At 69.0% G+C, this 23,704-nt stretch carries 26 protein-coding genes; 6 read left to right on the top strand and 20 right to left on the bottom strand.

Features of this window, described 5'->3' with window-relative positions; all coding sequences use genetic code 11:
• Window positions 1-68 precede the first annotated feature (68 nt).
• The 8 genes from CEK65_RS17395 to oleC all read right to left on the bottom strand — a co-directional run bounded on the left by CEK65_RS17395 (window position 69) and on the right by oleC (window position 7,832).
• A complete protein-coding gene (locus tag CEK65_RS17395) occupies window positions 69-398 on the bottom strand; it encodes a hypothetical protein (RefSeq protein ID WP_152182509.1) in 330 nt (109 codons plus the stop codon).
• 320 nt (window positions 399-718) lie between these two features.
• A complete protein-coding gene (locus CEK65_RS17400) occupies window positions 719-1,492 on the bottom strand; it encodes a pseudouridine synthase (protein WP_193314825.1) in 774 nt (257 codons plus the stop codon).
• Between the two features lie 178 nt (window positions 1,493-1,670).
• On the bottom strand, window positions 1,671-2,246 hold the full coding sequence (locus CEK65_RS17405) for a class I SAM-dependent methyltransferase (protein WP_193314826.1): 576 nt from the start codon (window positions 2,244-2,246) through the stop codon (window positions 1,671-1,673).
• Window positions 2,247-2,272: 26 nt separating this feature from the next.
• Complete coding sequence (gene ubiB / locus CEK65_RS17410) at window positions 2,273-3,931, bottom strand: ubiquinone biosynthesis regulatory protein kinase UbiB (protein ID WP_017911447.1); 1,659 nt, start codon at window positions 3,929-3,931, stop codon at window positions 2,273-2,275.
• Complete coding sequence (locus CEK65_RS17415) at window positions 3,928-4,569, bottom strand: SCP2 sterol-binding domain-containing protein (RefSeq protein WP_017911448.1); 642 nt, start codon at window positions 4,567-4,569, stop codon at window positions 3,928-3,930. Before CEK65_RS17415 ends, ubiB begins: the two co-directional genes overlap by 4 nt.
• A 268-nt stretch (window positions 4,570-4,837) precedes the next feature.
• Window positions 4,838-4,996: a DUF1328 domain-containing protein gene (locus tag CEK65_RS17420; protein ID WP_003468167.1), complete on the bottom strand. Its 159-nt coding sequence runs from the start codon at window positions 4,994-4,996 to the stop codon at window positions 4,838-4,840.
• Between the two features lie 63 nt (window positions 4,997-5,059).
• Window positions 5,060-6,070, bottom strand: a complete 1,011-nt coding sequence (gene oleD, locus CEK65_RS17425; RefSeq protein WP_152182512.1) for a 2-alkyl-3-oxoalkanoate reductase — start codon at window positions 6,068-6,070, stop codon at window positions 5,060-5,062.
• Between the two features lie 100 nt (window positions 6,071-6,170).
• Window positions 6,171-7,832, bottom strand: a complete 1,662-nt coding sequence (oleC, locus tag CEK65_RS17430; RefSeq protein ID WP_152182513.1) for an olefin beta-lactone synthetase — start codon at window positions 7,830-7,832, stop codon at window positions 6,171-6,173.
• Window positions 7,833-7,977: 145 nt separating this feature from the next.
• Here oleC and CEK65_RS17435 point away from each other — a divergent pair, with 145 nt between their 5' ends.
• The gene (locus CEK65_RS17435; RefSeq protein ID WP_017911452.1) at window positions 7,978-8,352 is read left to right on the top strand and encodes a YkgJ family cysteine cluster protein; all 375 of its coding nucleotides are present in this window, start codon (window positions 7,978-7,980) and stop codon (window positions 8,350-8,352) included.
• A gap of 177 nt (window positions 8,353-8,529) precedes the next feature.
• Here the strand turns inward: CEK65_RS17435 and CEK65_RS17440 are convergent, their stop codons facing one another.
• The 6 genes from CEK65_RS17440 to CEK65_RS17465 form a co-directional block, all read right to left on the bottom strand.
• Window positions 8,530-9,009 (bottom strand): hypothetical protein, encoded by a 480-nt coding sequence (locus CEK65_RS17440; protein WP_017907733.1) that lies wholly within the window; start codon window positions 9,007-9,009, stop codon window positions 8,530-8,532.
• Window positions 9,010-9,267: 258 nt separating this feature from the next.
• A complete protein-coding gene (locus CEK65_RS17445; protein WP_152182514.1) occupies window positions 9,268-10,173 on the bottom strand; it encodes an alpha/beta fold hydrolase in 906 nt (301 codons plus the stop codon).
• Window positions 10,174-10,253: 80 nt separating this feature from the next.
• A complete protein-coding gene (locus tag CEK65_RS17450; RefSeq protein ID WP_152182515.1) occupies window positions 10,254-11,336 on the bottom strand; it encodes a Fic family protein in 1,083 nt (360 codons plus the stop codon).
• A 117-nt stretch (window positions 11,337-11,453) separates the two neighbouring features.
• Window positions 11,454-12,470 (bottom strand): 3-oxoacyl-ACP synthase III, encoded by a 1,017-nt coding sequence (locus CEK65_RS17455; protein ID WP_017907736.1) that lies wholly within the window; start codon window positions 12,468-12,470, stop codon window positions 11,454-11,456.
• 102 nt (window positions 12,471-12,572) lie between these two features.
• Complete coding sequence (locus CEK65_RS17460) at window positions 12,573-12,890, bottom strand: DUF4156 domain-containing protein (RefSeq protein WP_017907737.1); 318 nt, start codon at window positions 12,888-12,890, stop codon at window positions 12,573-12,575.
• Window positions 12,891-13,015: 125 nt separating this feature from the next.
• The gene (locus CEK65_RS17465; RefSeq protein WP_152182516.1) at window positions 13,016-15,889 is read right to left on the bottom strand and encodes a pitrilysin family protein; all 2,874 of its coding nucleotides are present in this window, start codon (window positions 15,887-15,889) and stop codon (window positions 13,016-13,018) included.
• Between the two features lie 414 nt (window positions 15,890-16,303).
• Here CEK65_RS17465 and CEK65_RS17470 point away from each other — a divergent pair, with 414 nt between their 5' ends.
• Window positions 16,304-16,780: a hypothetical protein gene (locus CEK65_RS17470; RefSeq protein ID WP_152182517.1), complete on the top strand. Its 477-nt coding sequence runs from the start codon at window positions 16,304-16,306 to the stop codon at window positions 16,778-16,780.
• A 41-nt stretch (window positions 16,781-16,821) separates the two neighbouring features.
• Window positions 16,822-17,301, top strand: a complete 480-nt coding sequence (locus CEK65_RS17475) for a tRNA (cytidine(34)-2'-O)-methyltransferase (RefSeq protein ID WP_017907740.1) — start codon at window positions 16,822-16,824, stop codon at window positions 17,299-17,301.
• Window positions 17,302-17,388: 87 nt separating this feature from the next.
• Here the strand turns inward: CEK65_RS17475 and CEK65_RS17480 are convergent, their stop codons facing one another.
• Window positions 17,389-18,078 (bottom strand): DUF1349 domain-containing protein, encoded by a 690-nt coding sequence (locus CEK65_RS17480; protein WP_152182518.1) that lies wholly within the window; start codon window positions 18,076-18,078, stop codon window positions 17,389-17,391.
• 148 nt (window positions 18,079-18,226) lie between these two features.
• Between CEK65_RS17480 and CEK65_RS17485 the strand changes: the two genes are divergently transcribed.
• Together CEK65_RS17485 and CEK65_RS17490 are read left to right on the top strand one after the other, a co-directional pair.
• Window positions 18,227-18,769 carry a TetR family transcriptional regulator gene (locus tag CEK65_RS17485; RefSeq protein ID WP_152182519.1) on the top strand — a complete coding sequence of 181 codons (543 nt, stop codon included), beginning with the start codon at window positions 18,227-18,229 and terminating at the stop codon, window positions 18,767-18,769.
• A gap of 243 nt (window positions 18,770-19,012) precedes the next feature.
• Window positions 19,013-19,585: an Ax21 family protein gene (locus CEK65_RS17490; RefSeq protein ID WP_152182520.1), complete on the top strand. Its 573-nt coding sequence runs from the start codon at window positions 19,013-19,015 to the stop codon at window positions 19,583-19,585.
• 176 nt (window positions 19,586-19,761) lie between these two features.
• On the opposite strand, the gene CEK65_RS17495 is transcribed toward CEK65_RS17490, so the two are convergent.
• The 5 genes from CEK65_RS17495 to CEK65_RS17515 all read right to left on the bottom strand — a co-directional run bounded on the left by CEK65_RS17495 (window position 19,762) and on the right by CEK65_RS17515 (window position 22,836).
• On the bottom strand, window positions 19,762-20,787 hold the full coding sequence (locus CEK65_RS17495; protein WP_148829788.1) for an NAD(P)H-dependent glycerol-3-phosphate dehydrogenase: 1,026 nt from the start codon (window positions 20,785-20,787) through the stop codon (window positions 19,762-19,764).
• Window positions 20,788-20,805: 18 nt separating this feature from the next.
• On the bottom strand, window positions 20,806-21,324 hold the full coding sequence (gene secB, locus CEK65_RS17500) for a protein-export chaperone SecB (protein ID WP_017907745.1): 519 nt from the start codon (window positions 21,322-21,324) through the stop codon (window positions 20,806-20,808).
• Between the two features lie 88 nt (window positions 21,325-21,412).
• A complete protein-coding gene (locus CEK65_RS17505) occupies window positions 21,413-21,847 on the bottom strand; it encodes a rhodanese-like domain-containing protein (RefSeq protein WP_017907746.1) in 435 nt (144 codons plus the stop codon).
• Window positions 21,848-21,900: 53 nt separating this feature from the next.
• Window positions 21,901-22,320, bottom strand: a complete 420-nt coding sequence (locus CEK65_RS17510) for a hypothetical protein (RefSeq protein WP_026144149.1) — start codon at window positions 22,318-22,320, stop codon at window positions 21,901-21,903.
• 45 nt (window positions 22,321-22,365) lie between these two features.
• On the bottom strand, window positions 22,366-22,836 hold the full coding sequence (locus CEK65_RS17515; protein ID WP_043094080.1) for a YiiD C-terminal domain-containing protein: 471 nt from the start codon (window positions 22,834-22,836) through the stop codon (window positions 22,366-22,368).
• Between the two features lie 33 nt (window positions 22,837-22,869).
• Here CEK65_RS17515 and CEK65_RS17520 point away from each other — a divergent pair, with 33 nt between their 5' ends.
• Window positions 22,870-23,652 (top strand): uroporphyrinogen-III synthase, encoded by a 783-nt coding sequence (locus tag CEK65_RS17520; protein ID WP_152182521.1) that lies wholly within the window; start codon window positions 22,870-22,872, stop codon window positions 23,650-23,652.
• Window positions 23,653-23,704 lie beyond the last annotated feature (52 nt).

Below are 23,704 nucleotides of genomic sequence, written 5' to 3' on the forward strand. Positions count from 1 at the left end.
GCATGACAGTTGACTCCTACGTTGGTTGGGCGGAACAGTGCAGAAAAAAAGCTGTTACGTGGCTCGTGCTACCGGTAGATGTAGATCGACTGCAGTTTGCTACCCCAGCCTTTGCAACCGATACTCGTCGGCACCTCCAAACGCACCTTCTTGCCGGTGGTGAGCGCCGTCATCGCCGCGGCGTACACCTCCTTGCCGTTGGGCTGCGAGGTATCGATGGTGAACGTGAGCGTGCCGCATAAGGCGTCCGAATCCACCTCGATGTAGACCATCGAGTCGCCGATATAGGGCCGGAGCGAAACGACGCTCACCAGATCGCTCGTAGGCTCCGCCTGCGCCAGCGCGGCAGCGCCCAAAAAAAGTAGCCCCACCGACCAGGGTGCGCGCGTTTGTTTCATGTCTTCCCCCTTTGTTAGACATCCACTTCAGTCGATGCGCGACACACGCAGAAGCGCAGTCGAGCCTGACCACTTGCCACATCCGGTAGTGTGCGCTTTCCGACCTCAGCGCGAACCGGGCATCGCTTTCGCGCGTCGAACGCCAAACTGCAGCGCTTTCCCCGCACGCATGCGCTGCGACGCCTGGCGGCGTTTCTCCCCCGATCGGCCGCATTGTGATGAGACCACGTGACTTGCGTCAACGAACGTCGATGCTTTCACCGAGATGATCGACGCAGCGGTACAGACCATGTGCACTCACCGATCCGCTATCCCACTGCTTACCTACTCGCATCCACCCGCCACGGCGCCGCATCCCATCCGAACAACCCGAACGCCCGCACGAATTCCGCATCCAGCGGCGCCGTCACCGTGATCCGATGGCCGTCCGGATGCGGAAACGCCAAACGTTCGGCGTGCAGCAGCATGCGATGCACGCCCTGCATGCGGAAGATGCGGTTGTGGCGGCCATCGCCGTGGCTGGTGTCGCCGATCAGGTGATGCGAGAGATGCTTCAGGTGGCGGCGGATCTGCCGGAAGCGCCCGGTCACCGGACTGCAGCGCAGCAGCGCATAGCGCGAGGTGGCGAACTCGCCCGACGGTACCTGCAGTTCGCCGCAGGCCAGGCGCGCGAAGCGGGTCTGCGCCGGTTTCTTCAGCGGCTTGCCAGGGCCGCCGTCGAGGTCGTGGTCGACCTCGAAGCGGTCTTCGGCCGGCCAGCCGCGGCAGATCGCCAGGTAGTCCTTGTCCACCTCGCCCCCCATCAGCGCCTTGCCCAGCGCGCTGGCGGTGTCGCGGTCGAAGGCCAGCAGCAGGCAGCCGCTGGTGGCGCGGTCGAGCCGGTGCACCAGGAAGATCGGCCGACCCAGCTGTGCGCGCAGACGGTCGGCGAGGAAATCGTCCTCGCCGCGGGCGAGCTTGCTGTCGTGGACCATCAGCCGGGCGGGCTTGTCGACCACGGCGAGCAGTGGGTCTTGATAGAGGATCTGCAGGGAATCGGCGTCGGTATTCACTGCCGGATTATCCGCGCCGTGCCGCGGCGCGACAATGCGCATTGCAGGCAACGAGACACGCATGCAGGTGGCGCCGAGCGGCAGTGCCCGCTGCACTGAGCCATGACCTCGCTCACGACAACGGCACCCATGGCACCGATGACGACGTGGCTGCAGCTCGCGCCGACGGTTGCTTGACCCGACGACGCACGTCGCGGGCAGGCACGCCGCCGCGCTGCGCCTACGCGTCCTTGACCGCCAGCAGTTCGCCGTTGCCGACGGGCAGCGTGGTGCAGGTGAACGCGGCATCGGCCTGCAACAGCGCGGCGAACGGCGCCATCTCCGTCGCGTGCGACAGCGCGTTGTCCACGACCAGCAGACCGCCCGGCCGCAACACGCGACGCAGCTGCGGCCACCAGTGGCAATACAGCGTGCGCTCGGCATCCAGGAACACCAAGTCGAACGTGGCCGAACCCGCAGCGGCCAGCCACGCGCCGGCATCGGTGTGGATCAGATCGACGCAGCCCTCCACGTCGGCGTGGGCGAAGTTGCGCTGCGCCAGCGCGATCTTGTGCGCGGCATATTCCAGCGTGGTCACGCCGCCACCCAGTGCCGCCGCGGCCTCGGCCAGCCACAGCGTGGAATAGCCGTTGGACGTGCCGATCTCCAGCACCCGCCGCGCCCCCGTGGCGCGCACCAGCACCGCCAGCAGTTCGCCGGTCTCCGGGGTGATATTGAGCAGGCGCTGCGCGCGCTCGGGCTGGCCTGCATCGTGACGCGGACCTTCCTCACCGAGTTCGGCGCGCACCGCGTGCAGCCGCGCGCGATCCAGCGCCGCCACGCTCAGCGCCGCCACCACGCCGACAGCAAGGCCGCGGTGCCGGCACCGCCGCTGATCCAGGCCCACAGCGACACCCCGCCCAGCTGCGGCCCGCCCGCGTCGAGCGCGTACAGCAGCGTGGCCACGGTGAGCAGGCCGACGCCGGCGATCGCCGCCACCACCCGCCGCTGCATGCGCCGCACCAGCAGGTTGAGTTCGAACAGGTCGCGCGAGCGCATCGACAGTTCGTGCCGGCCCTCGACCTGCTGGCGCAGCCAGCCGTGGATCAGCCGCGGCATGTCCGGCGCGTGGGTCATGATCTCCGGCAGGCGCTTGCGCAGTTCGTGCAGCGCGCGCTGCGGGCTGTAGCGCTCGATGAGGATGCGTTCGAGCACCGGCCGCGCCACCGCCCAGATGTCCAGTTCCGGGTCGAGCTGGCGGCCGACGCCTTCGATGTTGAGCAGGGTCTTCTGCAGCAGGATCAGTTGCGGCTGCAGGGTCAGCTGGTAGCGCTGGGCCACGCGGAACAGCTTGATCAGCACCTCGGCCAGCGAGATCTGCGACAGCGGCCGGGTGAAGTACGGCTCGCACACCGAGCGCGCCGCCGCCTCCAGCTCGTCGATGCGCACGTTGGCGGGCATCCAGCCGGCCTCCACGTGCAGCTCGGCCATGCGCCGGTAATCCTTGTTGAAGATGGCCATGAAGTTCTCGGCCAGGTAGTACTGATCTTCCTGCGAGAGCTGGCCCATGATGCCGAAGTCCAGCGCGATGAAGCGCGGGTTGTCGCGGCGCGCCGGGTCGCTGTCGACCCAGATGTTGCCGGCGTGCGCATCGGCATGGAAGAAGTTGTCGCGGAACACCTGGGTGTAGAACACCCGCACGCCCTTGGCCGCCAGCGCGCGGCGGTCGATGCCGGCGGCGTCCAGCGAGGCGATGTCGTCGGAGGGGATGCCGCGCACCCGCTCCAGGGTCAGTGCGCGCTCGGCGGTGTGGGTCCAGATCACCTCCGGCACGTAGAGGTCGTCCGAGTGCAGCCAGAAACGGCGCAACACGCTGGCGTTGGCGCCCTCGCGCTGCAGGTCCAGCTCCGCGGCCAGGGTGGTCTCGATCTCGGCCACCACCTCGCGCGGGCGGATCTTGTCGGCGCGTGGATGGGTGCGTTCGACCAGCGCAGCGGCCGATTTCAGCAAGGCGATGTCGGCGTCGATCTGCCGCTCGATGTCCGGGCGCAGCACCTTGACCACCACTTCGCGGCCGTCGTGCAGCGTGGCCGCGTGCACCTGCGCGATCGAGGCCGAGGCCAGCGGTTCGGTATCGAAGGTCGCGAACGCCACCGCGATCGGCCGGCCCAGCGCCTGCTCGACGATGCGCCGCGCCGCCTCGCCGTCGAACGGGCGCACCCGGTCCTGCAGCAGGGTCAGTTCCTCGGCCACGTCCGGCGGCATCAGGTCGCGGCGGGTGGAGAGGATCTGCCCGAACTTGACGAAGATCGGCCCCAGGTCCTGCAGCGCCAGGCGCAGCCGGGCGCCGCGCGACTGTGCGGCGATGTCGGGGCTGGCGCGCGGCACGAACGGCTTGGCCAGGCGCAACCAACGCTCGGCCGGGGTGCCGTCGAGCAGGTCGTCCAGGCGATAGCGCAGGATCACCCGACCGATGCGGCTGGCGCGGAACATCGCCTTCATGCGCCGCGCTCCGGCTGCAGCCGCGCCACGCGCGCGGCCAGGCGTTCGATGTCGTCGCGCAGCACGTCGACGTCGTCGTAGAAAGCCTCCAGCTCGGCGCGCGCGACCACGTCGCGCGACTCCTCGGTCACGTACTCGGCCGCGCTCTGCGCCAGGTCCTGCGCACTGCGTCGGGCCTGCTGCAGGGCCGAGCGCGCGGTGTTGGCCACCTGCACGCCGAGCACCTCGCCGAACACCTGCACGAACGGCCGCTGCCAATCCGGATCGAAGCGCGTCGCCAACTGCTGCAGGCGCCGCGCCAGTTCGGCATCGCCGGAGACCCGCACCCGCCCGCCGGGGCCGCCGGGGCGCCGCGCCTGCGCCAGGAACGGCAACTGCGCGAGCAGGCCGCCGAGGGTGCTGCGCACCGCCAGCTCCGGCTCCTGCGCCGGATCCACCGGGCCGACCCGCAGGTGCGTACCGTCGACACGGATCTGCAGCGCCAGCGCCGGCGCCTCCAGGGTCAGCGCCACGCGCTGGCCGTCGAGGTCGCGCAGGGCCTCGCCGGTTTCCGGGTCCAGCGCCAGCGCGCGATTGAGCGCCGCTTCCAGCGCGCGGCCGGCCAGGGGCTTGAGAGCATCGAGGGGGGATCCAGACATCCCCGCATTCTAGCGGCAGACACGTCGCAAGGCCGTGCGCGGGGCGAGACAGATGTCCCGCCCGCTGCGCCGCGCGCCGCTACTGCGCCTGCGCGCCGCCCAGGTGCTTGCTCAGGAAAGTCCGAACTGCGCCTAGCCTGCGCGCCGCCGCGCTTCGCTACGCGGCTACTCCGGTGGAGCCGGTACACCGCAGCGTCTACCCCAGAAGCGACTTGCCCGCGACGCAGGGCGCCGCGGGCAAGTATCGACGTTGGATTGTCGCTGCGGACTACACCTTGCCGCGGCGGAACATCGAGATCACCGCCAGGATCAGGAACACCACAAACAGGATCCAGGCGATGTTGGTCGCCGCGCCGGCGATGCCGCTGAAACCGAGCACGGCGGCGATGATGGCGATCACGAAGAAGATGATGGCGTAATGCAGCATGGCAATGTCCAGAAGGTTGTCGTGCCGAATCGGCGCGGCATCATCTTCGGAAACGCGCGGTCGTCAGCGGGTGACGGACGTGTCGTGGCGCCATGACGACGCCAGCCGCTGCAATCCCTGATCAATGCTTACCTGCGGCACGTAGCCGAAGTCGCGCCGCGCCGGCTCCATGCTGTACCAGTGCGGGGTGCACAGCTGCTCGGCCAGGAACCGCGTCAGCGGCGGCTCGCCGCGCAGGCGCAGCAGCGGCCACAGGGTTTCGCAGGCGGCACCGATGCGGTAGGCGGCCTTAAACGAGAGCGTCCTGGTCACCGTCGGCGCGCCGACCGCGGCGAGCAGCTTGTTGAGCAGCACGCGCATCGGCAGCGGCTCGCCGTTGGAAATGAAGTAGGCCTTGCCGGCGCAGGGCGCGCCCACCGCCAGGTGCTCGAAGGCGTCGAAGTGCGCCTGTGCGGCGTTGTCGATGTAGGTGGAATCGACCTTGTTGTCGCCGCTGCCGACCAGACGCACGCGCCCGGCCTGCGCCCGCGCGACCAGCTTGGGCAGGATCTGGTTGTCGCCCGGCCCCCAGATCAGCCGCGGGCGCAGCGCCACCACCGCCAGCTGCGCGTCGTTGGCGGCGAGCACCATGCGTTCGGCGATCGCCTTGGTCGCCGCGTACGGCGCCTGGAAATCCTCGCCGTAGGGCACCTGGTCCGCGCCCAGGCCTTCGACTGGATGGGTGGCGCGGTGGGTCACGCTCGGTGTGGAGGTGTAGACCAAACGCGACACGCCGTGCAGGCGGCAGGCCGCCAGCACGTTCTCGGTGCCGACCACGTTGGGCTGGTAATAGCTGTCGTAGCTGCCCCAGGCACCGGCCTTGGCGGCGTTGTGGAACACCGCATCGGCGCCGGCCAGCGCATGCTGCAGCGCCTGCGCGTCGACCAGATCGCCCCGCACCTGGGCCACGCCCAAGGCCTGCAGTTCCGGGTAGTGCCCGCGGTTGTAGCTGACCACCTGGTGCCCGCGCGCCACCAACCCGCGGCACAGCGCCTGGCCCAGGAATCCACCGCCACCGGTCACCACGATCTTCATCGCCACACTCCATGATCAGGGCGGCCATTCTGGGGCCGGCCATGCGCCGCGCCAACGGTGTCCTGCTGCGCAGGCGCGCCGGTGCACATGCTGCGCGCGCTCATTTGCGCTGTTCCGCGGCCCACAGCGCCAGCTTCTCGCGGCCGATCTTGGCGTTGTGGCGGATGTCCACCGGAAAGCCCGGGTGGCTCAGGAAGTCGACGATGCCGGCCGTGTGCGCATGCGCGGCAGCGGTATCGCGCAGTCGCTGCTGCAGCGTCTGCAGTTCAGGACCGCTCGAGAGCATGGCGCCCACTTCCAGCTCGTAGCACAGCACCGGGCGCTGCTGCCCCGGCTCGCCGATGCCGACCAGGGCGGTGCGGCCGATGCCCGGCAGCGCGTTGAAGATCGGCTCCACCTGTTCGGTGTACAGCGGTCCCTGCGCGGTTTCCACGCGCTGGGTCTTGCGCCCGCAGAACCACAGCCGGCCCTGCGCGTCGAAATAGCCGACGTCGCCCATGCGGTGCACGACGCGCTCGCTGCCGTCGTCCAGGCGTTCGCGGATCTTGGCCAGGCGCGTGGCCGCATCGCGGTTGAAATAGGTGTCGGTGGCGGTCGGCCCGGCCACGGTGATCTCGCCGACCGTGCCGGTGGGGACTTCGTGCACGCCGCTCCACTCGGGAATCGCGGCGTCGTCGATGGCGATGATGCGCACCTGGTTGGGCGGCACCACCGTGCCGACGCAGGTGCCGGCACCGCGCTCGGTCGCAGCACGCGTGTCCTGCAACTCGCGGCCCTCGATCACCGCCACCGGCAGGCACTCGGTGGCGCCGTAGGGCGTCCAGAACTGGCCGTCCTCCGGCAGCAGGCTACGGATCCGCGCCACCACGTCCGGCGGCACCGGCGCGCCGGCCGAGGTGGCGCAGCGCACGTTGGTCAACGGCTTGCCGTAGTCGGCCAGCACCCGCATCAGGGCCGGCGAGCCGAACAGCTGGGTCACGCCGAAGCGCTGCATCGCATCGTGCAGCTTGCGCGGGTCGACCTTGGCCGGACGCGTCGGGTCCATGTCCGGGATCACCGAGGTCAGCCCCAGCGCCGGGTCGAACAGCGCGAACGGCGGGAAAGTCGGCAGGTCGATCCCGCCGGGCTGCATGTCGAAGGCATTGCGCATCAGCTCGATCTGGCCGACGAAATGCCGGTGCCGGTAGACCACGCCCTTTGGCACGCCGGTGGAGCCGCTGGTGAACAGGATCGCGGCGACGTCGTCCGCGGCCGTGTCTGCGAGCTGGCTGCCGGCGCCCTGGCCGGCGCGCTCGATCTGCGCCAGCGTGGTGCCGCCCCAGGCCCAGCGCCGGCCGACGGTGACGATCCGTTTCGCCGAGCGCGCCCAGCCGAGCAGGCGCCGCGCCAGTTGCGCCAGCGGAATGCCGATGAAGGCGTCCGGCTGTGCCTCGTCCAGGCATTGCTTGAGCGCGCGCCGGTCGATGCCCGGATCGACCAGCACCGGCACCGCGCCGGCCTTGAACAGCGCGAACATGAGCAGGAAGAACTCCGGCGACGGCCGCACCATCACCACCGTGCGGGTGCCGCGGCCGATGCCGTAGGCGCCCAGGCCGGCGGCGATGGCATCGCTGCGCGCGTCCAGCTGCGCATAGCTCAGGGTCACGTCGTAGGCCGCCATGCCGCCGGGGCCGGGCCGGCCGGGGCAGCGCATGGCGATCTGGTCCGGGCGCTCGCGCGCCAGCCGCGGCAGCGTCGCCGCGATGTTGCAGGTCGTGGTCATGCGCCGATTATCGCTGATGCGCCCGGCCGCAGCCGACACCCCGGCCGCGGCCGCCGCGGCTGAATGCCGGCGTGCTTGCAGCGCGCCCCGGTTCGGTCAGAATGCCGCGCCCCCCACGCTGTTCGCCGCGCAAGGCCCGGCCGCCATGTCCCATCCCTGTCTCACCTGCGGCGCCTGCTGCGCCTACTTCCGCGTCAGTTTCCACTGGAGCGAAGCCGATCCCGCGCTGGGCGGCAGGGTCCCGTTCGAGCTGACCGAACCGCTGCGCACCCATGAGCGGGTGATGCGCGGCACCTCGCAGGCGCAGCCGCGCTGCATCGCCCTGGACGCGGACATCGGCCGCTACAGTCGCTGCAGCATCCACGAGCGGCGGCCGTCGGTGTGCGCCGCGGTGCCGGCCTCGCTGGAGTTCGGCGAACGCAGCGCGCAGTGCGACAAGTCGCGGCTGGCGCACGGCCTGCCGCTGCTGACCCTGGCCGACTGGGACGGCGTGGTCGAACGCAATCTACCGGACGCCTGAGCGGCGGCGCCGCCAGCATGGCAGGGAGGCCGTAGCAGCGGCCCTTGCCGCCGTGGGATCAGCCGCGCCCCGCGTTCCCGGCAACGCCCGGTCGCGGCTGTAGCCGCTCCTACGCGAACCCGTGCAAACACCCATCCTGGCGGCATCCGAAGCACGGCGAACGCGCACCGCATCGGCTCAGCGGTGCTTCCACGCCGTCGGCACCGGATTGGTCACGGTGTTCTTTTCCAGGGTGTAGGTGCCGTTCTGCTGGGCGATGGCCTCGCCGGTGTCGACGATCGCGTTCTGGATGAAGACGTTCCTGTCCTCGCCACGGATGAAAGTCAGCTGGTGGAAGGCGGTCTTGTTGCCCCAGTCCTCGGACGGCAGCGAGATGAAGCGGATCGTGTAGGTCTGGTCGTCGAAGCTGCCCTGCAGCACGTACACGCCGTAGTGGTTCTCGCCCTGCGAGATGATCTTGTACATGCCGTTGCTGTAGTAGTAGATCTCCGCATCGGGGAACGGCTTCTTGTCGTACAGCTTGCGGTAGTGCAGCACCTGCTTCCAGGTGGGCTGGCCGAATCCGACCGTCAGCGTCTTGCCGTCCGCGGACGTGGTCAGGTCTTCCGCATGCGCACCAGGCACGCTCATCGCCGTCAACAGCATCGCCATCGCCATCGCTTTCACTCTCTGTCTCCTGTCCGATTGCGTGCAGCGTCCGCTTCCGCGCGACGCGCACGTCGGCGGCGACTGTACCCAGCCAACAATGTTGCATCACGGCAATCGGTAGCAGTTTGCGCGCGCCCGTGTAGACGATCCACGGCGCAACGCCGGCGGCGGCATCATGGCGCAACCGGCGGCAATCCCCTTCCTTCATGTGCGGCGCGCCGATAATGCGCGCCGCAGGAAGACGCCGGATCTGGCCGGCGTGCGTGCTCAGGACAGCGGATGTGCGTCCAGAAACCGGCGGATCGCCGGCACCAGCACTTCGTGCTTGTCTTCCAGCACGTAGTGGTTGGCATCCTCGAAGGCCATCACCTCGGCCTGCGGCAACGCGCGGCGGAAGCCTTCCAGGAAATGATGGTCGAAGCAGATGTCGCGCAGGCCCCAGCCGATGAAGGCGGGGCGGTCGGCGAACGACGGCAATGCCTGCTCGGCCCGCGCCAGCAGCGACCAGGCCTTGTCGGCCGGCGACAGCGGAATGTCCTGCATGAAGCGGATCGTGGAAATGCGGTTGGCCCAATTGTCGTACGGCGCCACGTAGGCGCGACGCACAGCGGCGGGCATGCGTCGCGACACGCCCAGCCACGACGCGCCCGAAGAGAACGCATTGAACGTGCGGATGAACCACTCGCCCGGGCGCCAGTGCCGGCCCATCGCGATCTGCCACGGCATCGGCTTGGCCGCCGGCAGCGGGAACGCCGCGGTATTGGTGATGACCAAGCGCCGCACCTGCGCATGGTGCGACAGCGCCCAGCCGAAACCGATCATGCCGCCCCAGTCGTGCACCGCCAGCGTTACCGGCCCGTCGATGCGCAGATGCCGCAGCAACGCATCCAGGTCGTCCACGCGCGACTGCAGGGTGTAGTCGTAGCCCGGCCGCGCGCCCGGCGCATCGTCCGGCTTGTCCGACAGGCCCATGCCGATGTGGTCGGGCACGATGCAGCGGTAGCGGTCCGACAGCCCGCTCACCAGCGTGCGCCACAGATAGCTCCACGACGGATTGCCATGCAGCATCACCACCACCTCGCCGTCGCGTGGGCCTTCGTCGAGATAGGACATGTGCAGCCCCGGGCGGACCTGGAAGCGCTGCGGGGTGAAGGGATAGCCGGGGTAGTTCATGCGGGGCGCTTCTCGGATGGAGACAGTGGAATGTTGCATCGCTCGCGACGCTGCACCGATGGCGAAAGCGCCGTGACGTTTCAGGCGGAGGCCGTTGTCTCGGCGCCGCGCCCGAGCAACTCGAACAGAGGGAGATTCACATAGTAGTTGTTGCGGCCGACCCGGCGCTTCTCCAGTACTCCGTCCTGCGCAAGGAGATCGAGATACTTGGTGGCGGTCAGACGCGAGACGCTCAGATCGCGTTGCACGAACTCCACCCGCGTGTACGGATGGTTGAACAGGTTGTTGATCAGGTCCTGACTGTAGAAACGGTAGGTCTCGCGCACGCGCTGTTTGGTCTCCTGCAACAACGCCTTGATCGCGACGATGGTGGCGACAGTTTCGGCCGCGGTGATGGCGACGGCATCGAGCATGTACAGCACCCAGTCTTCCCAGGCATCGTCTTCGCGCACCGCCTGCAACAGCCGGTAATACTCGGGCTTGGTCCGGACGATGTGCCGGCTGAGGTACAGCACTGGAATATCGAGCAGGCGCTCCTTGACCAGGTACAGCACGTTGAGGATGCGCCCGGTACGGCCATTGCCGTCGTAGAACGGATGGATACTTTCGAACTGGTGATGGATCAGCGCCATCTTCACCAGCGGATCTGCCATGAATGGCGGTGCATCGTGAATGAAGCGCTCCAGTTCGCCCATGAGGCGGACGACATCGTCAGCGCCTTGCGGCGGTTCGTAGACCACGCGCCCCAGCCCGTCACGCAATGCCGTCCCAGGCAGTTTGCGGAAACCTGCACGATTGCATTCGAGCTGCTCTTGGATGTCGACGACCGTGTTGAGGGTCAGCAACCCCGATGTCCGCACCTGCTCGAATCCCGCACGCAGCGCCTGCCGATAACGCAGCACTTCCTTGATCGCGGTGCCGGTCGCATCGGCCGGATCGTCTTCGCGATACAGGTCATCGTGGGTGGTGACGATGTTTTCGATCGCCGAACTGTCCCGGGCTTCCTGCAGGGTCAGCGTATTGATCAGGATGTTCTGATTCGGGATGCTGGCGGCGACACCTTTCAGTTCCGCCAGACTGCGGCTGGCGATCGTGAGTCGCTTCAGGATCGCCGTGGTGTCGAAGCGGGCCGGATCCAGCTGCTGTAAGGCAGAGAGGGGCATCGAGGCCGCCACATGCAAAGAAAAGCGGAGTTTAGATGCATTTCTGCATGAACATGCATAATTTCAGAAGGAAATTATGCATGTTTGCAACAGGGTGCACCGCAGTGCATGCCTCGCTTACCAAACCACCTCGGCCATCGAGCAGTTCAAGCCCGAGCCGATGCCCATCAACGCGATCCGGTCGCCCTTCTTCAGGCGACCCAGCTCGCGCAGCTTGCTCAACACGATCGGCACGCTGGCCGGGCCGATGTTGCCGTATTCGCCGAAGATGGTCATGACCTTCTTCTGGTCGATCCCGAAGCTCTTCATGAAGGCCTTGGTGTGCGGGAGGCTGACCTGGTGGATGACGAACTGGTCCAGTTCGTCCACCGCCCACCCCAGCGCCTGCCGCGCGGCGGCGAAGGTCTTCTGGCCCAGCTTGAGGCCTTCGATCAGCAGCATGCGGGTGTCGGTGACCATGCGGTCCATGTTGCCCCGGCACAGGGTGTTCCACTGCGTGGCCGAGCGGGTCACGCCACCGCGGTAGCGCGGCGCATCCGGTGCCAGGTCGGTACGCGCCATCACCATCGCCACCGCACCGCAACCCAGGGTCAGGGTCGCCATTTCGTCGCGGAAGGCGTCGGCGGTCAGGTCCTGCGAGGCCATCCGCTCCAGGGTCTTCTCGTACACCAGGTTGGCGGTCTCGCCATCGACCACCATCGCATAGTCGATATCGCCACGCTCGATCATGCGCGCCGCGATGTCCATGCCGTTGATGAAGGCCAGGCAGGCATTGGCGACGTCGAAGGTCATGCACTGCTCGCTCACGCCCAGATTGCCGGCGACGATGCTGGCGGTGGACGGCTCCAGGTAATCGCGACTCACCGACGTGTTGACCAGCAGCCCGACCTGCCCCGCCTCGATGCCCGCATCGCCCATCGCCTTGCGTGCCGCCAGCGTCGCCACGTCGGACGCCTGCAGGTCCTGGTCCCACATGCGCCGCGCGTGGACGCCGGCGATGTCGCCGAGCACGTCGGCACGGATCCGCAGCCGGTCCAGGGTAGGCTGCAGGCGCGCGTTGATCTGCTTGGAGGTCAGCGTGTGCGGCGCGTCGATATGCGCCAGTCCCGCGATCGAGACGTTGGTGAAGAGCATCGAGGTGTGCGCCAGGGTCAGGCGAGGGGGCGCCAATTCTAGCGGTTACACCGTTTTACCGCATCTTTAACAAATCCCCGGAAAGCGTATGGTCTGAGCGGTTCAGCGGCCGCCGCACTGGTAGGCGGTGAAACGCTGGTCGCCATCGACCGGGTCGCCCATCGCCTGCACGGTGTTGGCGCCCACGCCGGGCGCCTCGTTGCGGGCCAGGGTCTCCAGCTCCTCGCGCACCCGCAGCGGGTTGCGCTGGTAGAAGCCGACGCTGCTCTTCACCGACACCACCACCTCGCCGCGCTTCTCGCAGCCGCTGGCGGCCTGACCGGGCGGCAGGACCCGTACCCCTTTGCCTTCCGGCGCCATCGGCACCCAGGTGCAGCCGGCGAGCGTGGCGAGCAGGACGAAGGCGATCGGTAGACGCATGGACGGGCCCGTTGGCAGGTGAATCCGGATTGTGCCGCAAAACGCTGAATCGGCCATGACACCGTCGGCCTGCCGGCGCCGGCAGGCAGCGCGCGCCGGCCATCGCCGACGCGCACCTGCCGCACTCAGCGCGGCGCCGGGACCGCCGCTGCGCCCTGCGGCACCCCGTCGGCATCGATCACGGTGACCTCGCCCAGCTTCAGCGCGCGCACCGGCGCCTCGATCTGCTTGAGGTCGCCCACCACCACCCAGGTCAAGGTGTTCGGGTCGAGCATCGACGCCGCCTCGCGCACCTGCGCCGGGGTCATCGCCTCGATCTCGGCCTTGCGCTTGAACACGTAGTCGTCGGGGCGGCCATAGCGGACGATGCCGCCGATCGCGCCCATCACCGCGCTGGCGGTCTCGTAGGCGCCCGGCAGGCTCAGGGTCTGGATGTTGCGGATGCGCGTCACCTCCTCCGCCGTCGGCGGTGCCTTGCCGCTCGCGAAGGCGCTGATCTCCTTGTACATCTCCTGCAGCGCCGGGGCGGTCTTGTCGATCTGCACCGGGGCCGAGGCGGTCCACGGCCGCTGGCCGAGGGCGCTGGCCGCGCCGCTGCGCGCGCCGTAGGACCAATGCTTGTTCTCGCGCAGGTTCATGTTCAGGCGCGAGGTGAAGTCGCCGCCGATCACGCCATTGGCGATGTCGAAGCGGACCGCCGCCGGATCGGTGGTCGGCGGCACCAGTTCGGAGGCGAACAGGTTGGCCTGCACCGCGCCGGGCTGGTCGATCAGGTACACGCGTGGCTTGGCCGGCCGCGCCACGCGGGCCGGGACCGGCACCGAGGGCGCCGTCCCTTCGCCCTTCCAGTCGCCGAACTGCGCGTCCAGCAGCGGCACGATCTCGGCCAGGGTGGTGTCGCCGACCACGATCAGGGTGGCGTGCTCCGGGCGCACCCAGTCGCGGTGGAAGTCGACCAGATCCTCGCGCTGCAGGGCCGCGATCGCCGCCTCGGTGCCGATGCCGCTGAACGGCATCGCGTAGGGATGGCCGACGCCGTACAGCAGCGGCGGCAGCACCCGCATCGCCACGCCGTTGGGCTGGGCCTTCTCCTGGCGGATGCTGGCGATCCAGCTGGCGCGGACCCGTTCGATCTCGTTCGGCGCGAAGCGCGGCCGCCGCAGCATGTCCGCGTACAGCGCCAGCGACGGCGCCAGGTTCTCCTTCAGCGCTGACAGGTAGGCATTGCTGCCGTCCAGCGCAGCGCCGGCCGCCAGCGACGCCCCCAATGCCTCGGCCGCATCGGCGAACGCCAGCGCATCGCGCTCGCCGGCGCCATCGTCGAGCATGCCCATGGTGAAGTTGGCCGTCCCCGGCTTGCGCCCCTGGTCGGCGCTGTAGCCGCCCTGGAACTCGTAGCTGAACTGCACCACCGGTACCTCGTGGCGTTCGGCCAGGATCACCGTGGTGCCGTTCTTCAGCGTCGCGCGCTGCAGCGTCGGGAACGTCAGTTTCGGAAACTGGGTGGTCTTGGGCGGGCCGGCGCTGCGGTCGACCACGCTGGGCAGGGTGCGGTACTTGGGATCGACCGGCGGCGGATTCAGCGGCGCCGGTTGCACCGTCGGCTCCTCGGCCTGCGCCACGCGTTCGCCCGGCTGCACCAGCAGGGTGTAGTCGCCCTTGCCCAGCCACTTGCGGCCGACGGCGGTGAGATCGCGCGGGCGGGTCTCGGCGATGGTCGCCAGCGAGGTACGGAAGCAGCCCGGGTCGCCGGTGTACACCGCGCACTCGGCCAGCACGTCAGCCTTGCCGCCGAAGCCGCCGATGCGCTCGACGCCACGGATGAAGCCGGCGCGGAAGGCGGTCTTGGCGCGCGCCAGTTCGGCCTTGTCCGGCCCCTTGTCCAGCAGCCGGCGCAGTTCCTCGTCGATCGCCGCCTCGACCCTGGCCGGGTCCACGCCCTGCTTGACCATGGCGATGATGCCGAAGCCGGAGCCGAGCTGCGACGGCCAGACCGAGGCGCTGACCATATCCACCAGCTTGTCCTGGTGGACCAGGCGCCGGTCCAGTCGCGAGGAGGTGGCGCCACCCAGCACCTGCGCCAGCAGTTGCAGGCGGTCGACGTCCTCCGTGCCGGTCTGCGCCACGTTCCAGACGCGATAGATCCGCGTCTGCGGCACCTTGTCGGTCATGGTCTCGCGGGTGGACTGGCTGCGCTGGGCCACGTCGACCTTGGGCTGGGCCATGCTCGGGCCGGCCGGGATGTCGCCGAAGTAGCGCGTCACCTTCTCCTTGGCCGTGGCTACGTCGATGTCGCCGGCCAGCACCAGCACCGCGTTGTTGGGGCCGTACCAGGTGCGGAACCACTGCTTCACGTCGGCCAGCGAGGCCGCGTTGAGGTCGTTCATCGAGCCGATGACGGTGTGGTGGTACGGGTGGCCGGCCGGGTACAGCGCGCGACTCAGCCGGCTCCAGGCCTGCCCGTAAGGCTGGTTTTCGCCCTGGCGCTTCTCGTTCTGCACCACCCCGCGCTGCTCGTCCAGCGCCGCCTGATCGATGGCGCCGAGCAGGTGGCCCATGCGGTCCGACTCCATCCACAGCGCCATGTCCAGCGCGGTGGTCGGCACGTTCTCGAAGTAATTGGTGCGGTCGCTGTTGGTGGTGCCGTTCTGGTCGGTGACGCCGACCTGCTTGAACGGCTCGAAGAACTCGCCGTGGTGGTTCTCGCTGCCCTGGAACATCAGGTGCTCGAACAGATGCGCGAACCCGGTGCGCCCGGCCGGCTCGTCCTTGGCGCCGACGTGGTACCAGAGGTTGACCGCCACGATCGGCGCCTTGCGATCGGTGTGCACCACCACCCGCAACCCATTGGGCAGGGTGAATTGCTCGTAGGCGATATCCACCGACGCGGCGGCAGCAGGCCTGGCCGCCGTCGAAGGCGGCGCGTAGCTCAATGCGCCGAGCGCGACGGACAGGGCAACGGCCAACAGGGCGCCACGCGGGCGGGTCGAGACGGTCATGCGGATTCCTTCTTCCTTGGGGCGAGTGAAACAGCCGGTGAACGCCGATCGTACCGGGCGTACCGCACGGCGCGCAGTCCGCCGTTGTCGCTGACGCCCTTCTGCAACGGCGTCACCTCCGACCCATCAGCGGGTCGGCTGCCGCCTCCGACGGCGCCGCGCTGTCCGCGTCCGGCGTACGCGAGCGCCCGGGTGTCCGCCCGCGGACACATCACCCAGGAAAATTCTCTTTCAAAAACAGAAGTTTGGAATTGGCACGCGGTCTGCTTACACATCCTCAAGCGCAAGAGCCCCCGGCATTAAGTGAATGAAAGCTTAATAGAACAACCCGGCGCAAAAAAGTTCTTGCAACCCCTGATTAGGTGTACTACATTACTACCACACCACTTATCAACAACACCAACGAGGCCCGCCATGAAGACCACCGCCCTGCTCCTGACCGCCGCCATCGCCGCCCTGCTCGCCGCGCCGTCCTTCGCCGCCACGCAGATCACCACCCTGGAGACCGTGCAGGTGCGCCCGTCGGCCGACCAGATCGCCCAGCGCAACGTCGAGCAGACCAGCGGCATCGCCACCCTGGCGGCGGTGCAGGTGCGCCCCTCTGCCGAGCAGATCGCCCAGCGCGACGCCGAACTGTCCAGCCGCATCGCCACCCTGGCGGCGGTGCAGGTGCGGCCCTCCGCCGAGCAGATCGCCCAGCGCAACCAGGAGCAGGCCGCCAGCCAGCACGTGGTGACCCTGGCCACCGTGCAGGTGCGTCCGGATGCGGACATGGGCAGCATGCTGGCGATCGGCGACGTGGTCGGCGAGACGCTGGACACCGCGATGCTGCAGTTGCAGCCGAGCCTGCAGAAGCTGGGCCAGGACCTGGCGGTCGGCCTGGTGCGCTGAATCGGCACCAAGGCCTCCGCGCCGGCGCGTACACTGCGCCGATGATCGCCACCCCAACGCTGCATGTTCTGCTGTACCAGCCCGAAATTCCGCCCAACACGGGCAACGTCATCCGTCTCTGCGCCAACACCGGCGCGCAACTGCACCTGATCGAGCCGCTGGGCTTCGACCTCGGCGACCGTCAGCTCAAGCGCGCCGGCCTGGATTACCACGAGTACGCAAGATTGCAGGTCCATGCATCGCTGGATGCGGCCCTGCAGGCCATCGCCCCGCGCCGCCTGTTCGCCCTCAGCACCCGCAGCAGCACCCGCTACGACACGCCCGCCTTCGCCGACGGCGACGCCTTCCTGTTCGGCCCGGAAACCCGCGGCCTGCCGGACACGGTGCTGGAGCAAGTGCCCGACGCGCAGCGCCTGCGCCTGCCGATGCAGCCGCACAACCGCAGCCTCAACCTGTCCAACGCGGTCGCGGTGGTGGTGTTCGAGGCGTGGCGGCAACTGGGCTTTCCCGGCGCCGACTGAGTGTACGGCGCGCGTCGCCTGGCAACGCGCCATCCAATGTTCTATCGCTGCATCGCTGGCGCAGCACGCGCCGCGGCACTGCAAGCGTCAGGACAGATCGTGCAGGTCCTTGCCCAGCACCGGCCCCAGGCTCCAGTCGGAGAAGCGGACCATCAATCCTTCCCGTTCCGGTGTGCACGTCATCGGGCCGACGAGATAGGAGGAGGCGACCGGGAATGGGCACAACCGCACCAGCGGCCAGGATCTCCCGTCGCGCGAGACCTGCAGGCGCAGCACGCCCTTGTCCACGGTGGCGCGCATCCAGAAATCCGACGCGTCCGCTTCGTACGAGCCGGTGGCCCAGTCCGAACGGCCGTCGGTCAACACGCTGCTGAGCATCGGCCGGCCGTCGCTCAGTTCGATCCCGGCCTTGACCCAGCGGCGCTCGTCGACCCGCACCATGAGGCCGGCCTGATCGTAGAGCTGCTCGAACTTGCCGCGCACGCGCAATTGGCAGGTGAAGCGCGCGGGTGCGGCGATGCCGAGGAAATGCCCGCTGTCGCGGGTGAACCCGTAATGGGTTTCGCGCCAGAAATCGCCGCCCTTGTCGGTGACGACCTCGAGTACGCCGCCCGGCAGGATCCGATGGACCTTGGGCGCGTTGAGCCAGGTGCCCGCCTCCCAGCCGGAAGCTGCCCCCGCGCGCGCGCCGCTCGCCAGCACGACGCTGCCGGCGGCGAGCCCACCCAGGGTCGCCCGACGACCGGTATCCACGTCCTGCTCCCCGCAATTCGCCATCGCACTGCTCCTCACGTCGCTGTTTCGGAGGCGCCATCGCGGCGATGGCCTTCGTCGACCTCATCGGCGAATTTGTACATCTGTACCAATTGAGGGGTCAACCGCGACCTGCGATCATCGGCCTTCGTCGAGACAGCGTTGGACAGGCATGAGCGGCAGGACCTGGCGCCAGGATCCGCACCGGAAGGAAGCGATCGAGCAGGCCGCGCTGCGGGTGATCCTGGACCACGGCGTCACGGGCACCACCTTCCGCAAGGTCGCCGAGGAAGCCGGCGTTCCGCTCAGCGCCACCACCTACTATTTCGGCTCGATGCACGACCTGCTGGTCGCCGCGTTCACCCGATTTTCCCAGGAGGTGTCCGCCGACTTCGCCGCCGAAATCCGCACCGCGCAGAACCGCGACCAGGCCTGCGAGGCGGTGGTGAACATCATCTTCGCCGAGGGGACGGCGTCCCCGCGGGTGCTGCTGCTGAGCTACGAACTGTATGCGTTCGCCCGCCGGCACCCGGAGATGACCGCGATCATGCAGCAGTGGATGGCCAGGAGCCGGGCCGCCCTGGAAACGCAGTTCTCCGTCGCCGCATCCGCCGCCATCGATGCCTTCATCGAAGGCGCGACCATCCACCGCTCGGTGGTGCCCATGGACAGGCAGCGCGTCCGCGCGGCGATCGAGACGCTTGCCGCGCTGTAGCGTGCCGCTCGCACGCGGTGGGCGTCGCCACCTGCGCTGACAGTCCTGAAATTTCCTGTTGCCTGGAATGCAACGGCGCGCATCACAACACTGCATCGCAAGCGCCTGAACGGGGCGTTTAATTTATGGACTGGTCGGTTTGGGATTCAGGGCGAGTTCGGGTCGCTAACGGATAATTTACATATCGGCAGCGAACGGCCCCACGCCTCAGCGCCGACAAACCAATAACGAAGGTACCCGATTATGAAGACCTCTCTGCTTGCTCTCGGCCTCCTGGCCACCCTGCCGTTCGCCGCTTCGGCCGCCGAAGGCCTTTCCTACAACTATGCCGAAGCCGGCTACGTCAAGACCGACGCCAGCGGCGGCGATGCCGACGGCTGGGCGGTCAAGGGTTCCTACGCGTTCCACCCGAACTTCAGCGTGTTCGGCGACTTCAACCGCCAGAAGACCGACTTTGCCGACGCACGCGTCGACCAGTGGCGCGTCGGCGCCGGCTACAACCACGAGATCGCGACCAGCACCGACCTGGTGACCCGCGTGGCCTACAACCGTCTCGCCCCGGAATACGGCACCAAGTTCAACGGCTGGAGCGCCGAAGCGGGTATCCGCACCGCGTTCAACCCGTACCTGGAAGTCTATGCCCTGGGTGGTTACGAGGACTACCTGAAGAAGGACGGCGTCAATCCGGAAGGCACCTTCTACGGCCGTCTGGGCGCCCAGGCCAAGCTGAACCAGAACTGGGGCCTGAGCGCCGACCTGAAGATGGACCGCCACGGCGACAAGGAATGGTTCGTCGGCCCGCGCTTCAGCTGGTAAGCGTTGCCTAGCGCCGCGCGCGTCGTCTCTCTCTCCCGCCGCGCGCGGTTCGGAAAGCCCGGTCCCACGACCGGGCTTTTTTTTGCCTGCCGACCCGGCCCGCCGCTGGCCCACGGATGTGCAGACACGCAAACGCCCGGCCAGGCCGGGCGCTTTCGTGTCCGGCGGTGGCCGGATCAACTGAACAAGGTGGTCGGGTACTCGGGCTTCTGTTCGCGCGCCAGCAACTGCTGCAGGCCGACCGCCGGGGTCAGCTCGCCATGCAGGACCGCGCGCACCGCATTGGAGATCGGCAGATCGATGCCGTGGCGCTCGGCCTGGCGCATCACCTCGTCGGCGGTCTGCACCGACTCGACCACCTGACCGATCGCGCGCACCGCCTCCTGCAGCGGTTGCCCACGGCCCAGCGCCAGGCCCAGCCGACGGTTGCGCGAGAGGTCGCCGGTACAGGTGAGCACCAGGTCGCCGAGTCCGGCCAGCCCCATCAGGGTTTCCGGCTTGGCGCCGATCGCCGCGGCCAGCCGCAGCATCTCGTTGAGGCCGCGGGTGATCAGGCCGGCGCGGGCGTTGAGGCCCAACTCCATGCCGTCGGCCACGCCGGTGGCCACCGCCAGCACGTTCTTCATCGCCCCGCCCAGCTCGGCGCCGACCATGTCGTCGCCGGTATAGGCGCGGAAGGTCGGGCCGTGCATCGCATCGGCGACCTGCTGCGCGAACGCGGCATCGCCGTGCACGGTCACCGCGGTCGGCAGGTCCAGGGCCACTTCCTTGGCGAAGGACGGGCCGGTGACCACCGCCAGCGGGACCTCCTCGCCGAGGATCTCCTGCGCCACTTCATGCAGGAAACGCCCCGACCCGGGCTCGAAACCCTTGGTCGCCCAGGCCACGCCGGCCTGCGCCGGGCGCAGCGGCGCGAGCTGGCGCAGGGTTTCGGTGAACGCATGCGACGGCACCACCACCAGGATCCAGTCGGCGCCATCGATGGCCGCCGCCAGGTCGGTGGTGGCCTGCAGGCCCTCCGGCAACGCGATCCCCGGCAGGTAGCGCGGGTTTTCGTGGCGCTGCCCGATGGCCTCGGCGACCACGGCATCGCGGCCCCACAGCACGGTCGGATACCCGTGCCGTGCGGTCAGCGACGCCAGCGCCGTGCCCCAGGAGCCGGCGCCGAGGACGGCGATCTTCTTCTTGGCGTTATCGCGCATGCGCAACGGCGAACGCGCTCAGGCGTTGCCGGCCGGCTCCGAATCGGCCAGCGACTGGCCCTCGCCCTGCTGCGCGCGCTGGCGCAGGGTCTCGGCGTACAGGGCCTCGAAGTTGATCGGCTGCAGGAAGAACGGCGGGAAGCCGCCGGCCTGGATCAGGTCGCTGACCAGCGAGCGCACGTACGGGAACAGGATGCTCGGGCACTGGGTGCCGAGCAGCACGTCCACCGCCTGCGGGTCCAGGCCGACCAGGCCGAACACGCCGGCCTGCTGCACTTCGGCCACGTAGGCGGTCTTGCCGCCGGCGGTGCAGGTCAGGGTCACGGCCAGCACGACTTCGAAGGCCTGCTCGTTCAGCTGCTGCACGCGCTGGTTGAGGTTGAGCTGCAGTTCCGGCTGCGCGTTGTCGTTGAACACCGACGGCGCGTTGGGGGACTCGAAGGACACGTCCTTGACGTAGATCTTCTCGATGGTGAAAGCGGGACCGGCCGCGGCGTCGGCCGGCGCCGCGGCGCCGTTGTTGGTGAGGTCGGACATTGCTTGACTCCGGTGGATTCGGTAACAGAAAGAAACGGGATTATCACACGCCGGCCGCGCCCCTCGAGGTCGGGCCGGACGCGGTGTCTCAGCGGCCCTTGACCAGCGGCAGCTCGGCCTGCTGCCAGGCGGCGATGCCGCCCTCCAGCACGTAGACCTGCTCGAAGCCGGCCTTCTTCAACTGCTTGGCGGCGCCGTCGGCGGTGGTGCCGGTGCGGCAGACCAGCACCACCGGCTGCGCCTTGGCGTTGGCCACCAGCTTGTGCTCGGGGCCGAACTGGCTGGCGGTGGCGTTGCGGCTGCCGGCGATGTGGCCCTTCTCGAAATCGGCCGAGGCCGACAGGTCGACCACCACCGCATTGCCGGCGTTGATCAGGCGGGTCAGCTCCGCCGGCCGCAGGCTCTTGTAGCCACGGAACAGGCGCGCCACTTCGGTGACGATCAGGGCGATGGTCAGGCCCACCAGGGCCAGGGCCAGCATCGGGTTGCGGCCGGCGAAGGCCAGCAGTTCTTCGAAGTTCACGGGACTCGGGGGCTGGAAGCGGGCGCCGATTGTCGCACAGCTCGGCGACCGCGCTACTGGCCGTTCCACAGGTCCGGCAGGCCGTCCTGCAGCCACCAGGTCTTGGCCTCGGGGTCCCAGCGCCAACGCTCGCGGTAGCGGACGATGCGCTCGGCCTGGGTATTGCGGTTGATCACGCCCAGTTCGATCTCGCGCAGCGCCTCGCCGTCGCCGACCGCGCCGCCGCCGACCTTGTAGGAGGAGACCTGGATCTGCCGGTAGCGCTCCAGTTGCAGGTCGGTCAGCGGATGCGCCTGGCGGTAGGCCGGGTCGACCACCTGCCAGGCGGTCTCGAACTCGCTCCAGCGCACCGCCGCGGCGTAGGCGGTCTGCAGATCGTCGAGCTTGCGCTGTTGCGCGCGGCTGCCGGCCACGGCCGCGCCGGTCCAGCCCAGCAGCAACAGCAGCGCGAGCGCGCGGAACATCGAGGGCATGGCGGCGTCCAGGTGGCGGCGCGCGGGGCGCGCGATCCGCGCATCCTACCCCTTGGCGAGGGCCACGAAGCGACCGCTCAGGGTCGCCGCCGCGGCCGCGCCGGGCGCGCCGACCTGGGCCTGGATGCCGATGCGGGCGCGGCCGCGCTGGCGGAAGGTATTCACGAACACGGCCCAGTCGGCCTCCGCATCGGCATTGGCCTGGGCATGCAGATCGGCGTAGAGCGGCGACAGGTAGCGCACCTGGCTGTCGGCGACGTAGACGTCGGCCTGCAGGCCGGCGCGGTGCAGCTCGCAGTTGACCAGCCCCCAGCCGGCCAGGGTCATCACCGAGCCCAGGCTGCCGCCGAAGGCGTTGCCCTTGTCGTTGAGGTTGGCCGCCAGTGGTGCGACCAGCTGCAGGCGCTGCTCGGCATACTCGTGCACGGCGACCTGCAGCGCCGCCACCGGCGGCATGGCCTGGAACTGCCGTTGCAACTGCTGCAGGAACGCCTCGAAGGAAAGATCCGCTGCCATGATGCGATTGTGCTGCCGGTGGGGGCTCGCATAATGCCTGGCATGAGCGCGCATGCAACCGCCGCCCCGACCTGGACCTTGATCTCGCTGCGCCCGCAGGGCGAGCACGCGCCGCTGCGGCGGGCCGCGGCGCGCTGTGGCGCACGGGTGCTGGCGGTATCGCCGTGGCGGCTGCGGCCGCGCGCCGATCCCGCCACCCGCGCGGCCCTGGCCGCGGCGCTGGCTGCGCCGCGGGTCATCGTCAGCAGCCCGGCGGCGGTGCGCGCGGCCGCGGCGCTGCAGCCGCTGACCGCACGCCCCGGCCAGTGCTGGCTGGCGGTGGGCGCGGGCACGGCGCGCGCCTTGCGCCAGCACGGCATCGCCGAGGTGGCGACGCCGACGCGAATGGACAGCGACGGCCTGCTGGCGCTGCCGGAAATGTCCGCGCACGACCTGCCGGTGGGACTGATCACCGCTCCCGGCGGCCGCGGCCTGATCGCCGCACACCTGCAGGCGCGCGGCACCCCGCTGATGCGCGCGGACGTGTACGTGCGCGAACCGGTACGACTGCGCGCGGCCGACCTGGCCCGCCTGCGTGCGGCGCCGCCCGGTGTGCTGGCGCTGAGCAGCGGCGAGGCGCTGCAACAGCTGCTGGCGCAGTTGCCGGAGGAGTTGGCCCGGGCCTGGCGTGCACGGCCGGTGGTCGCGGCCAGCGCGCGCCTGGCGACCCTGGCCGCGGACCTGGGGTTCGTCGACGTCGCCCAGGCGGCCGGACCGATGCCGCAGCAGTTGGTCGCCGCAGCGGCCGCGATCGTAACGCGCTCGCCACCTCGCTGAACGCGGACCGCCGCCCGGGTTGCGGCCGCAGTGCCGCTCACGCCATGCTCCG

The sequence above is a fragment of the Xanthomonas sp. LMG 12459 genome (genome assembly GCF_009192905.1).
In the GTDB taxonomy this organism is placed as follows: Bacteria; Pseudomonadota; Gammaproteobacteria; order Xanthomonadales; family Xanthomonadaceae; genus Xanthomonas_A; species Xanthomonas_A sontii.

What these genes read in the sequence shown, in the direction of transcription:
- CEK65_RS17395 (WP_152182509.1), bottom strand. Translation starts at nt 398, where the DNA reads ATGAAACAAACGCGCGCACCCTGGTCGGTGGGGCTACTTTTTTTGGGC.
- CEK65_RS17400 (WP_193314825.1), bottom strand. Translation starts at nt 1,492, where the DNA reads ATGCGCATTGTCGCGCCGCGGCACGGCGCGGATAATCCGGCAGTGAAT.
- ubiB (WP_017911447.1), bottom strand. Translation starts at nt 3,931, where the DNA reads ATGAAGGCGATGTTCCGCGCCAGCCGCATCGGTCGGGTGATCCTGCGC.
- CEK65_RS17415 (WP_017911448.1), bottom strand. Translation starts at nt 4,569, where the DNA reads ATGTCTGGATCCCCCCTCGATGCTCTCAAGCCCCTGGCCGGCCGCGCG.
- CEK65_RS17420 (WP_003468167.1), bottom strand. Translation starts at nt 4,996, where the DNA reads ATGCTGCATTACGCCATCATCTTCTTCGTGATCGCCATCATCGCCGCC.
- oleD (WP_152182512.1), bottom strand. Translation starts at nt 6,070, where the DNA reads ATGAAGATCGTGGTGACCGGTGGCGGTGGATTCCTGGGCCAGGCGCTG.
- oleC (WP_152182513.1), bottom strand. Translation starts at nt 7,832, where the DNA reads ATGACCACGACCTGCAACATCGCGGCGACGCTGCCGCGGCTGGCGCGC.
- CEK65_RS17435 (WP_017911452.1), top strand. Translation starts at nt 7,978, where the DNA reads ATGTCCCATCCCTGTCTCACCTGCGGCGCCTGCTGCGCCTACTTCCGC.
- CEK65_RS17440 (WP_017907733.1), bottom strand. Translation starts at nt 9,009, where the DNA reads ATGGCGATGGCGATGCTGTTGACGGCGATGAGCGTGCCTGGTGCGCAT.
- CEK65_RS17445 (WP_152182514.1), bottom strand. Translation starts at nt 10,173, where the DNA reads ATGAACTACCCCGGCTATCCCTTCACCCCGCAGCGCTTCCAGGTCCGC.
- CEK65_RS17450 (WP_152182515.1), bottom strand. Translation starts at nt 11,336, where the DNA reads ATGCCCCTCTCTGCCTTACAGCAGCTGGATCCGGCCCGCTTCGACACC.
- CEK65_RS17455 (WP_017907736.1), bottom strand. Translation starts at nt 12,470, where the DNA reads ATGCTCTTCACCAACGTCTCGATCGCGGGACTGGCGCATATCGACGCG.
- CEK65_RS17460 (WP_017907737.1), bottom strand. Translation starts at nt 12,890, where the DNA reads ATGCGTCTACCGATCGCCTTCGTCCTGCTCGCCACGCTCGCCGGCTGC.
- CEK65_RS17465 (WP_152182516.1), bottom strand. Translation starts at nt 15,889, where the DNA reads ATGACCGTCTCGACCCGCCCGCGTGGCGCCCTGTTGGCCGTTGCCCTG.
- CEK65_RS17470 (WP_152182517.1), top strand. Translation starts at nt 16,304, where the DNA reads ATGAAGACCACCGCCCTGCTCCTGACCGCCGCCATCGCCGCCCTGCTC.
- CEK65_RS17475 (WP_017907740.1), top strand. Translation starts at nt 16,822, where the DNA reads ATGATCGCCACCCCAACGCTGCATGTTCTGCTGTACCAGCCCGAAATT.
- CEK65_RS17480 (WP_152182518.1), bottom strand. Translation starts at nt 18,078, where the DNA reads ATGGCGAATTGCGGGGAGCAGGACGTGGATACCGGTCGTCGGGCGACC.
- CEK65_RS17485 (WP_152182519.1), top strand. Translation starts at nt 18,227, where the DNA reads ATGAGCGGCAGGACCTGGCGCCAGGATCCGCACCGGAAGGAAGCGATC.
- CEK65_RS17490 (WP_152182520.1), top strand. Translation starts at nt 19,013, where the DNA reads ATGAAGACCTCTCTGCTTGCTCTCGGCCTCCTGGCCACCCTGCCGTTC.
- CEK65_RS17495 (WP_148829788.1), bottom strand. Translation starts at nt 20,787, where the DNA reads ATGCGCGATAACGCCAAGAAGAAGATCGCCGTCCTCGGCGCCGGCTCC.
- secB (WP_017907745.1), bottom strand. Translation starts at nt 21,324, where the DNA reads ATGTCCGACCTCACCAACAACGGCGCCGCGGCGCCGGCCGACGCCGCG.
- CEK65_RS17510 (WP_026144149.1), bottom strand. Translation starts at nt 22,320, where the DNA reads ATGCCCTCGATGTTCCGCGCGCTCGCGCTGCTGTTGCTGCTGGGCTGG.
- CEK65_RS17515 (WP_043094080.1), bottom strand. Translation starts at nt 22,836, where the DNA reads ATGGCAGCGGATCTTTCCTTCGAGGCGTTCCTGCAGCAGTTGCAACGG.
- CEK65_RS17520 (WP_152182521.1), top strand. Translation starts at nt 22,870, where the DNA reads ATGCCTGGCATGAGCGCGCATGCAACCGCCGCCCCGACCTGGACCTTG.